This is a genomic window from Pseudomonas mucoides, assembly GCF_015461845.1.
In the GTDB taxonomy this organism is placed as follows: Bacteria; Pseudomonadota; Gammaproteobacteria; order Pseudomonadales; family Pseudomonadaceae; genus Aquipseudomonas; species Aquipseudomonas mucoides.
Window position 1 is genome coordinate 793370 of record NZ_JACOPW010000002.1, and the last position, 9172, is coordinate 802541.

The 9172-nt window shown below is 59.6% G+C and carries 13 protein-coding genes; 7 read left to right on the forward strand and 6 right to left on the reverse strand.

The annotated features are described in order from the left end of the window. Positions 1 to 3: 3 nt before the first annotated feature. A complete protein-coding gene (locus tag H8F22_RS12290; protein WP_027923621.1) occupies positions 4 to 1152 on the reverse strand; it encodes a muconate cycloisomerase family protein in 1149 nt (382 codons plus the stop codon). 127 nt (positions 1153 to 1279) lie between these two features. On the opposite strand from H8F22_RS12290, the gene H8F22_RS12295 reads away from it, so the two are divergent. Then, positions 1280 to 2164, forward strand: coding sequence for a LysR family transcriptional regulator (locus H8F22_RS12295; protein WP_194940210.1), 885 nt, complete (start codon positions 1280 to 1282; stop codon positions 2162 to 2164). Between the two features lie 3 nt (positions 2165 to 2167). On the opposite strand, the gene H8F22_RS12300 is transcribed toward H8F22_RS12295, so the two are convergent. Together H8F22_RS12300 and H8F22_RS12305 are read right to left on the reverse strand one after the other, a co-directional pair. After that, entirely contained in the window at positions 2168 to 2410 is a 243-nt protein-coding gene (locus H8F22_RS12300) for a DUF1652 domain-containing protein (RefSeq protein ID WP_194940211.1), read from the reverse strand. A gap of 119 nt (positions 2411 to 2529) precedes the next feature. Continuing rightward, entirely contained in the window at positions 2530 to 3429 is a 900-nt protein-coding gene (locus H8F22_RS12305; RefSeq protein ID WP_194940212.1) for a polysaccharide deacetylase family protein, read from the reverse strand. 210 nt (positions 3430 to 3639) lie between these two features. On the opposite strand from H8F22_RS12305, the gene H8F22_RS12310 reads away from it, so the two are divergent. From H8F22_RS12310 to H8F22_RS12320, 3 genes are all read left to right on the forward strand, one after another. Beyond that, positions 3640 to 4326: an SOS response-associated peptidase gene (locus H8F22_RS12310; protein WP_194940213.1), complete on the forward strand. Its 687-nt coding sequence runs from the start codon at positions 3640 to 3642 to the stop codon at positions 4324 to 4326. A 271-nt stretch (positions 4327 to 4597) separates the two neighbouring features. Then, positions 4598 to 4870 (forward strand): hypothetical protein, encoded by a 273-nt coding sequence (locus tag H8F22_RS12315; RefSeq protein ID WP_194940214.1) that lies wholly within the window; start codon positions 4598 to 4600, stop codon positions 4868 to 4870. Positions 4871 to 5057: 187 nt separating this feature from the next. Further along, positions 5058 to 5285: a DUF6555 family protein gene (locus H8F22_RS12320; protein ID WP_027923615.1), complete on the forward strand. Its 228-nt coding sequence runs from the start codon at positions 5058 to 5060 to the stop codon at positions 5283 to 5285. Between the two features lie 171 nt (positions 5286 to 5456). Here H8F22_RS12320 and H8F22_RS12325 read toward each other — a convergent pair whose 3' ends face one another. From H8F22_RS12325 to H8F22_RS12335, 3 genes are read right to left on the reverse strand one after another with little or no spacing between them, the layout of a single operon-like run. Beyond that, positions 5457 to 5609, reverse strand: a complete 153-nt coding sequence (locus H8F22_RS12325) for a hypothetical protein (protein ID WP_194940215.1) — start codon at positions 5607 to 5609, stop codon at positions 5457 to 5459. A gap of 59 nt (positions 5610 to 5668) precedes the next feature. Further along, on the reverse strand, positions 5669 to 5980 hold the full coding sequence (locus tag H8F22_RS12330; RefSeq protein WP_178129422.1) for an AzlD domain-containing protein: 312 nt from the start codon (positions 5978 to 5980) through the stop codon (positions 5669 to 5671). Beyond that, on the reverse strand, positions 5980 to 6681 hold the full coding sequence (locus H8F22_RS12335) for an AzlC family ABC transporter permease (protein ID WP_194940216.1): 702 nt from the start codon (positions 6679 to 6681) through the stop codon (positions 5980 to 5982). The genes H8F22_RS12330 and H8F22_RS12335 overlap by 1 nt, the downstream gene beginning before the upstream one ends. 186 nt (positions 6682 to 6867) lie before the next feature. Between H8F22_RS12335 and H8F22_RS12340 the strand changes: the two genes are divergently transcribed. From H8F22_RS12340 to H8F22_RS12350, 3 genes are read left to right on the forward strand one after another with little or no spacing between them, the layout of a single operon-like run. After that, a complete protein-coding gene (locus H8F22_RS12340) occupies positions 6868 to 7800 on the forward strand; it encodes a sensor domain-containing diguanylate cyclase (protein ID WP_194940217.1) in 933 nt (310 codons plus the stop codon). 57 nt (positions 7801 to 7857) lie between these two features. Continuing rightward, the gene (locus H8F22_RS12345; protein WP_027923611.1) at positions 7858 to 8232 is read left to right on the forward strand and encodes a DUF2784 domain-containing protein; all 375 of its coding nucleotides are present in this window, start codon (positions 7858 to 7860) and stop codon (positions 8230 to 8232) included. Positions 8233 to 8254: 22 nt separating this feature from the next. Next, the gene (locus H8F22_RS12350; protein WP_027923610.1) at positions 8255 to 9172 is read left to right on the forward strand and encodes a LysR family transcriptional regulator; all 918 of its coding nucleotides are present in this window, start codon (positions 8255 to 8257) and stop codon (positions 9170 to 9172) included.

Sequence of the window (9172 nt, forward strand, 5' to 3'; positions counted from 1 at the left end):
TCCTCAGGCTTGATGAACGGAAGTGGATGTTTTGTCACGACGGAAAAACGCCAGGCGTTCTTCATCGAGGCTCAGGCCCAGGCCCGGTGTTTGCGGAACATGCAGTTCAAAATCGCGATACACCAGCGGCTCGCTGAGAATGTCTTCGGTCAGCAGCAAAGGGCCAAACAGTTCAGTGTCCCAAGCCAGTTTGTTCAGGGTGATAAAGGCATGGGCCGAGGCCATCGTGCCGAGCCCGCCTTCGAGCATCGTGCCGCCGTACAGGGCGATGCCAGCGGCTTCGGCAATCGCGGCAGTGCGCAACACAGCGCGCGGGCCACCGTTCTTGGCGATCTTCAAGGCAAACACCGACGCAGCGCCTTCGCGTGCCAGATTGAAGGCGTCTTCCACGCATTCGATGGATTCGTCGGCCATGATCGGCGCCGGGCTCATCGCATTCAGGCGCGCCATGCCGGCGCGGTTGTTGCGCGAGATCGGCTGTTCGATCAGGTCGATGCCGTTGGTGCCAAGGATTCGGCAAGCGCGCAATGCGACCGCTTCATCCCAGGCCTGATTGACGTCGACCCGCACACTGGCGCGGTCACCCAGGGCTTTTTTGATCGCAATAACGTGGGCCAGGTCGCGGTTGACTTCACCGGCGCCGATTTTCAGTTTGAAGATCCGATGACGACGCAGGTCGAGCATTTTTTCCGCTTCGGCTATGTCTTTGTCGGTGTCGCCGCTGGCCAGGGTCCAGGCCACCGGCAAGGCATCGCGAACACGCCCGCCGAGCAACTCGCTGACCGGCAGGCCGAGGCGCTTGCCCTGAGCGTCGAGCAACGCGGTTTCGATTCCGGACTTGGCAAAGGTATTGCCGCGGATGCTGCGTTCCAGACGCAGCATGGCGGCGTTCACATTGCCGCTGTCCTGGCCGATCAGCAGCGGCGCAAAGTGTTTGTCGATGTTGGTCTTGATGCTGTCCGGGCTTTCATTGCCATAGGCCAGGCCACCGATGGTGGTGGATTCACCGATCCCTTCGATGCCATCGGCGCAGCGCACACGAATGATCACCAGGGTCTGATTCTGCATGGTGTGCATCGCCAGCTTGTGCGGGCGGATGGTCGGCAGATCGACGATGATCGTCTCGATCGATTCAATGGCTGTTGCACGCATGTCGATACCCATCAGGTTCTTAAAGTTCTGGAACCGATTCTCGTACGGCTTTTTTTGCGATGCCAATATAGAATTGGTCTGACTTGATACCTTTAAGGTATGCAAACGACCGACGTTCGGAGGCCCCATGGAACTGCGTCATCTGCGGTATTTTCAGGTGTTGGCTCAAACCCTCAATTTCACCCGCGCCGCCGAGCTGCTGCACATCGCCCAACCGCCCTTGAGCCGGCAGATCCAGCAACTGGAAGACGAACTCGGGGTGTTGTTGCTGGAGCGTGGCCGGCCGCTGAAGCTGACGGAGGCCGGGCGGTTTTTCCATGAACACTCCGCCGCCCTGCTCGAACAACTGAACAAGGTTTGCGACAACACGCGGCGAATCGGCCTGGGGGAAAAGACCTGGCTGGGCATCGGCTTCGCGCCTTCGACCCTGTACGGCGTACTGCCGGAACTGATCCGCCGTCTGCGCAGCGGCGAGCCTCTGGAGCTTGAACTGGGGCTGTCGGAAATGACCACGCTGCAACAAGTGCAGGCGCTCAAGGCCGGGCGGATCGATATTGGCTTCGGGCGAATACGCATCGACGACCCGGCGATCATTCAAACGGTGCTGACCGAAGATCGGCTGGTCGCCGCCCTGCCCGCCGGGCATCCCCTGCTGGCCGGGCCGATCAGCCTGCGCGAATTGGCGAAGGAACCATTTGTGCTGTACCCCGGCAATCCGCGCCCGAGCTATGCCGACCATGTGATTGCACTGTTCGAGTCCTATGGCGTGAGCATTCACGTGGCGCAATGGACCAACGAACTGCAAACGGCCATCGGTCTGGTAGGGGCCGGGATCGGCGTCACGCTGGTGCCGGCCTCGGTGCAATTGCTGCACCGCGACGACATTGGCTTTACCCCGCTGCTGGAAGACAACGCCACCTCGCCGATTATTCTCAGTCGGAGGGTGGGTGATGTGTCACCCGGGTTGAATCATTGTTTGAAAATGATCGAAGAGCTGCAACCCCGGGCCTGACCGTCAGCCGGCAAACGCCCGGCGGCCGGCTCTAATCTCGGTACGCAGTTCGCCCACCAGGTCGGAGATTTCGCGCACTGTGGTCAATTCAGCGGTAGACACGCCATTGATCAATAAGTGAATGCACCCGGTGGCTGGCTCGAACACCTTAATGCACAGCAGTCCGTCGGCACTCTCCGTGCAATCGCAGGAAAGTGGCTCGAAGCCAGACTTCACAATGTTGCAAAGGACTGAAATGGGAACCATCGCTGTCGCCTCCGTGGCGGTTGGTCTAAATCAACCTGTTCAGGATAGATGGTCTTTTTACTTTCCGCCCCAGCCAATGCTCACTGAAAGTGATACCTGCCTCGCATATTGGCGAGGTTTTAATGGGAATTCCGGTCCCAGAACCAGTTCCAGAACCCTGGCAGCTCCACTGGCTGGGAACTGTCCTTGACGGTGCGCGCCATGGCCGCGCGCAGCACGGCGTCGTGATCATCGTAAAATGGTTTTTGCGCCAATGGCACGCCGGTGGCCTTGGCGCTGTCGATCAGGATTTGCAGGTATTCCCGGGCATGCCGGGCGGTGTAGCGGTTGAGGTCGTGGAAGGTCACCACCACCGGAATCACCCCATCCACGGTCGGCAACTCGCCCTGCGCGATGCGCTCACGCACTTCAGACATTGAACGCAGCATATGAGAGCGACGCCGGGGGCTGGCGTTGAAGCCCCAGATCTTGCCGTCGTTGGCACTCAAATCAGTCAGCAGCACATGCATGCCGTGCTGCTGATACGCCGCGAAGACGCGTTTGTCGTAGTTCCAGAATGGCGGGCGGACCAGGGTCGGCGGCGCACCGGTAATCGCCGCGATGTCGGCACTGCCTTTGCTCAGCGACTGCTCCAGTTCTTCCGGGCTCAGCGAACGGTGATTGGTGTGCCAGTGGGTTGCGGTGTGAAATCCCAGCACCTGCCCTTCTGCGTGTTCGCGATGCATCAGCTCGCGCCCGATATCACTGTCGCCGGCGCGCGGCGCACCGGTCTGCACGAAAAACACCGCTTTGATGTCGGGTTGCAGTGGATTGTCCTTCAGGCTGTCGAGCACCGTAGCGGTAGGGTTCCAGAAACTCGACGCGCTGGGGCCATCGTCGAAAGTCAGCAGAAAACGAATCGGCGCCTGGGCCTGTAGACGGTGTTCCGTCTGCGGGGTCAGTGCGATGGGGGCCGAAATGCAGCCTGCCAGCCCGGTGGCAATGGCGAGTACGCAGAATATGTTGAACAGCTGCTTCATGTTTTGCCTTGGGCCAGACCCTGACGGTCAACACTATGAATGGCAAAAATCCTTCGCCCGCTCTTCCTTCGCCGCCCCGTCAGTGACGCGGGCCGAGGTTTGATCAGGGTACACAGTGTTTGGTTCCGCGACCCGTCCCCCCAACGCACGGGTGATCCGAAAGCTAAGCTGAACATTCCCGTCAGCGCTTTCCAACCGCAGGTTCAGCCGATGTGTGGACGTCTGTCGCAGTACCGTGGCATTCACGATTTCGTTGCCGTGTTGAGCATTCCCGACGCAATGATCAATCACGTCGGGGATGAGCCCTTGGCCCGCTATAACGCGGCACCCACCACTCAACTCGCCCTGCTCCATCTTGAGCCGGACGGGCTGCACGCCGATCCGGTGCGCTGGGGTTGGCGCCCGCACTGGGCCAAGGATCGCGCGGCGCCGATCAACGCGCGGGTTGAAAAAGTCGCGCACGGTCCATTCTTTCGGGCGATCTGGCCACACCGGGCGATTGTACCGATCGACAATTGGTTCGAATGGGTCGACGCGGGTGATTCGACGCGACTGCCATGGCTGATTCGTCGACAGGACGGCGCACCGAGTTACTGCGCCGCCATTGGCCAGTTCCCGGGCGCTGGCAATGAACCACGCAGCGACGACGGTTTTGTCATCATCACCGCGGACAGCGTCGGTGGCATGCTCGACATTCATGACCGGCGGCCGGTGGTGTTGTCGCCGGAACTGGCGCGCGAATGGCTCGACCCGGCCACGCCCAAAGAACGCGCCGAACAGATGGTGCTGCTGCAAGGGGAACCCAGTGAAATGTTTGAGTGGTACAGGGTCGACAAGGCGGTCGGTAACGTCAGAAACCAGTCTCGCACGTTGATTGACCAGCTTGTTCAGGACTGATCAGTTGAACAGTCCTGTATAGACAGGAAAGTTATCGTTCAATGACTTCAACGCATGAACGTTACACAGACTGTTTCATATCAGAAACACATGCTGCGTGTATTTGAAATCAGCCCTCAACCGCTTGTCCGACAATGTCTTTATCGTACATACATTCCGTAACACTAAAGTTAGGATGCGCGCCGCATTTCCAATGGCATCGCCAAGTTGACCAAAAAGTCAACAAAGAAGGAAATCCTTATAAAATCAACAAGCATTGCAGAGAACTAAGTTGCGCGACGATCTTGTAATTAATCAAGTCAGCAGCCTGGAGTGTGTGTACCTGTCCATGACAGAACGCTATCAACTTGACTGCTTTATCGGGCAATACATAAAGACCCGGAACCTGCGTTCTATCCCCAATATCAACAACATCCTGCGTTCGACCCTCGCCACCTACGCCGGCACCCCGCCGGTCATGGTCAACGAGCTGAATGCATGGATCGACAGGAAATTGGGTTATCGGGCTTCCCACCCGGACTTTCCGTCGTTGGAAGACCTTTAAAATGATGCCCGGTGCCGTTCAGCACAAGAACTGAACGAACCGGACTTCGTTGCACTCACAGTAGTAGAGGCCTGCGGGCCTCCTTCTTTTCAGCTTTGTATTTCTGCACACCGCTTGTAACGCAGATCTCCCTGAATTCTCCATTCAACTGCTGAGCCCCAGCCCAGGCTGAACTCAGGAGCAAGACATGAGCGAGCTCGTCCCTTACGCCGTGCACTACTTGTTTGAAGGCGTTCGTCGGCACTTCTTCAAACTGGCCGAACAGTTTTCGGATGTCGACGCGATTCATTCGGCGTCCGCCCATGCCTATCCGCAGTCTGGGCGAAAGATCGCTGCACACGCCACCCTCGACGCCGCGCGGTTGACCGCCACGCAACTGGGCATTACCCAAATACGCTGGAACGAGGCGATCTAACTTATCCAAGCAAAAACACAACCCTGTAGCTGGCGAAGCCTGCGTCCGGCTGCGCAGCCGTCGTAAAATCGACGCATGCGGTGTTTCAGATAGACCGCGTCAGCAGGATTTACGACTGCTTCGCAGCCTCGCGCTGCTCGTCAGCTGCTACAAAGGTTGTGGTGCATGGGGTCAGGGCTTCAGCGGACGCTCTTGGTCGCGGTCTGACAGCTCCCGACTGTCGTCATGTTTCCAGTCCTGCCGCGAACGTTCCTGCCGCTTGATCTCTTCCTCCGTGGGTTCATCCTCATCGTCAAAATCCGGATGTTTTTGATCGTTGGCCATGCGCACCTCTCTTCCAGTGAAGGGACCCATTAAGCGTAGAACACATTTGAGCGTTCGACTCAGAGCCACCAACGCAGCAAAAAGAAAAACCCCATGCTCAAGAGCATGCTGAGCAAGGTGTTACGGGTGTAAAGCACCAGCCCCACCGCCACCAGCGAACTGATCAGGTACGGGTTGTCCCACTGCAGATTCAGCTGCTTGTCGGGCATGAACACAATCGGCCCGCAGATCGCGGTCAACATGCCGGGCACGGCAAACCCGAGGAACTGCCGGGCATTGCTGCTCAAGCGCACCGGCAACCGGGGTTCGAGAAACACGTAGCGGTTGAGAAACACCAGCACACCCATTCCGACAATCACCGCCCACACCATCATGCTGTTCGCCCCAGGTAGAGTTTGTTGCAGATAAAACCGGCGGTCATACCCGCCAACCCGGACAGTACAAGCGCCGAGCCCCATTGCCAGTAGCTGAACAACACCGAACAGAACAGCGACACCGCGACGCACACTACCGTGGGCGCGTTGCGCACCACCGGCGTAATCAAGGCGATAAAGGTGGCGGCGATGGAGAAGTCCAGGCCCAGATGCTCCAGCCCCGGAATGCTGCTGCCCAGCACAATGCCCGCCAGCGTGAACAGGTTCCAGGCGATGTAAAACGTCAGCCCGACGCCCAGCGCGTACCAGCGATTGAATTGCTGTTTGTCGTGCTGACTGGTCAAGGCAAACAACTCGTCGGTGAGCAAAAAGCCCAGCCCCACCCGCCAACGCCCCGGCAACGGCGAAATCACCGAACGCATGCTCATGCCATACAGCAGATGCTGCGAGGTCAGCAGCAAAGTGGTCAGCAGAATCGAAAAGACCCCGGCACCGCCCTTGAGCATGCCGATGGCGACCAACTGTGCGGCCCCGGCAAACACAATGCTCGACAAGCCCTGCCCTTGCAGCGGCGTGAGGTTGGCCTCGATGGCCATGGACCCGGCCAGCAAGCCCCAAGGCGCGGTGGCCAGGGACAGCGGCATGATCGCCACAGCGCCACGCAGAAAGGCACTGCGCGGCATGATTGAATTCGTCATAACGCCCTACAACCGGTGAAAGACCCGAGACTGTGCCAGCCGTCGCGGCGGATGGCTTGAACAATCTTGCGCACTTGCGTCGTGAGCGTGTGCAGCGAAGGCGCTCCGTTCATCGGCCGGGCGCTTGATTCGCCTCGATAGTAGCAACATGATGGCGCTGCATATTTCCTTGAGGCCAGGCCCTGCATGAGCTCAGTCGAACCCGATAGCGATGTCTATAAAACCCTGCTGGAGTCAACCAATGCGATTCCCTGGCGGATCGACTGGAAAACCATGACCTTCAGCTACATCGGCCCGCAGATCGAGGCGTTGCTGGGCTGGAAACAGGACAGTTGGGTGACGGTCAACGACTGGGTCGAGCGCATGCACCCGGACGATCGGGATTACGTGGTGGAGTTCTGCGTCTCGCAATCGCGTGCCGGGGTCGATCATGAAGCGGATTATCGGGCACTGACCCAACAGGGCGACTACGTGTGGATTCGCGACGTGGTGCACGTGGTGCGCAAGGACGGCGAAGTCGAAGCGTTGGTGGGCTTCATGTTCGACATCAGCGAACGCAAGAAAACCGAAGAACACCTGAGCCGGCTGCAGAAGCAACTCGAAGAGTATTCGTTCCAGGACGGCCTCACCGGTATCGCCAACCGGCGTATGTTCGACACCGTCATGGAACGCGAATGGGGCCATGCCCAGCGCACCGGTTTGCCGTTGTCGTTGCTGATCCTCGACATCGACTACTTCAAGCAATTCAACGACCACTACGGCCACATCAAAGGTGACGAATGCCTGCGCCAGGTGGCCCAGACGTTGTCGCTGGCGGCCAATCGTCCGCGTGACTTCATCGCCCGGATCGGCGGCGAAGAATTCGTCTGGCTGCTCCCGGAAACCGACGCCGAGTCCGCACGGCTGGTGGCGCGCAAATGCCTGCACCTGATTCGCCAACAACAGATTGCCCATGCATTTTCCCCGGTATCGCCGCTGTTGAGCGTGAGCCTGGGCGTCGGCACCACGGTCGCGCCGCTACAGGCGACGGCTGTGGACTTCATCGAGCAGGTCGACAAATTGCTCTATCGCGCCAAACACAACGGGCGGATGCGCGCCGAGTTCGCGGATTTGCGCTGATCACTGGGAGACGTCCGAGTACCATGAAGCGATTCGCCAACAGGTCACGGAGTCGACATGTTTTACCGGATCGCCGCCGACGGGCTGGTGCTGTTTCATCTGCTGTTCATTCTGTTCGTGCTGTTCGGCGGGCTGCTGGTACTCAAATGGCGGCCGCTGATCTGGGCCCACCTGCCTGCTGCTGCGTGGGGTGTGATGGTCGAAGTCTTGCACCTGACCTGCCCGCTGACCCCGTGGGAAAACCTCATGCGCCAGGCCGCCGGGCAAACCGGCTACGGTGGTGGCTTTATCGAGCACTACATCTGGCCGGTGATTTACCCCGCCGGCTTGACGCCGCCGATTCAATTGGCGCTGGGCAGCGTGGTGCTGGCGATCAACGTGCTGGTCTATCGTCGGTTGTTCAGGCAGTGGAAACTGCGCCGGGCCGCCTGAAACCAACGCCGAGGATGAACCCATGCTGTCGATTGAAGACCTGACTTTGCTCCAGGCCATCCGCGAAACCGGCAGCCTGTCGCGGGCCGCAGCGCACCTGGGCAAGGCGCCGTCGACCGTGTCCTACGCCGCGCGGCAACTGGAAGAACGCTTCGACGCGCTGCTCTTCGACCGCCGTCGCTACCGCTTGCAGCTCACCCCGGCCGGCGAGTTGCTGGTGAACGAAGCGGCGCGGTTGATGCAGGACGTGTCCCGCCTGACCCAACGGGTGCAGCAAGTGGCCAACGGCTGGGAAAGCCGACTGTGGATTGTCACTGACGAACTGCTCGAATTCGAAACCTTGATTCCGGTGATCCATGAGTTTGATGCGCTGGAATCCGGCGTGCCGCTGCGCATCACCCAAGAGGTGCTCAAAGGCGTTTGGGAAGCCCTGCGTGAAGGGCGCGCGGATTTGATCATTGGCGCCACCAACGAGCCACCGGCGATTCCGACCCTGCGCTGGATGCAGTTGGGGGAAATGGAGTGGGTGTTCGCAGTTTCACCGAAACACCCGCTGGCCAAGGCCAAAGAACCGATTTCCCGGGCCATGGTCGCGCAGCACCGGGCGATCGTCGTGGCGGACTCGTCGCGGGTCACCGAGGGCAGCACCTACGGCGTGTCGGGCGGCCAACCGGTGCTCGCGGTGCCGACCATGCGCGCCAAAGTCCTCGCTCAATGCGATGGCCTGGGCGTCGGCTGGCTGCCCCGGCACCGGGTGGGCTCGCTACTGAAAAACGGCACGCTGGTTGAAAAACAGATGGCCGACCCACGCGAACCGAACATCCTGTACGCCGGCTGGCGCGGCGATCATGACGGCCGGGCATTAGGGTGGTGGCTGGAAAAACTCAAGCAGTCGTACCTGTCCACCAAACTGGTCCAGGGCAGCGACCGGTTTATCTGA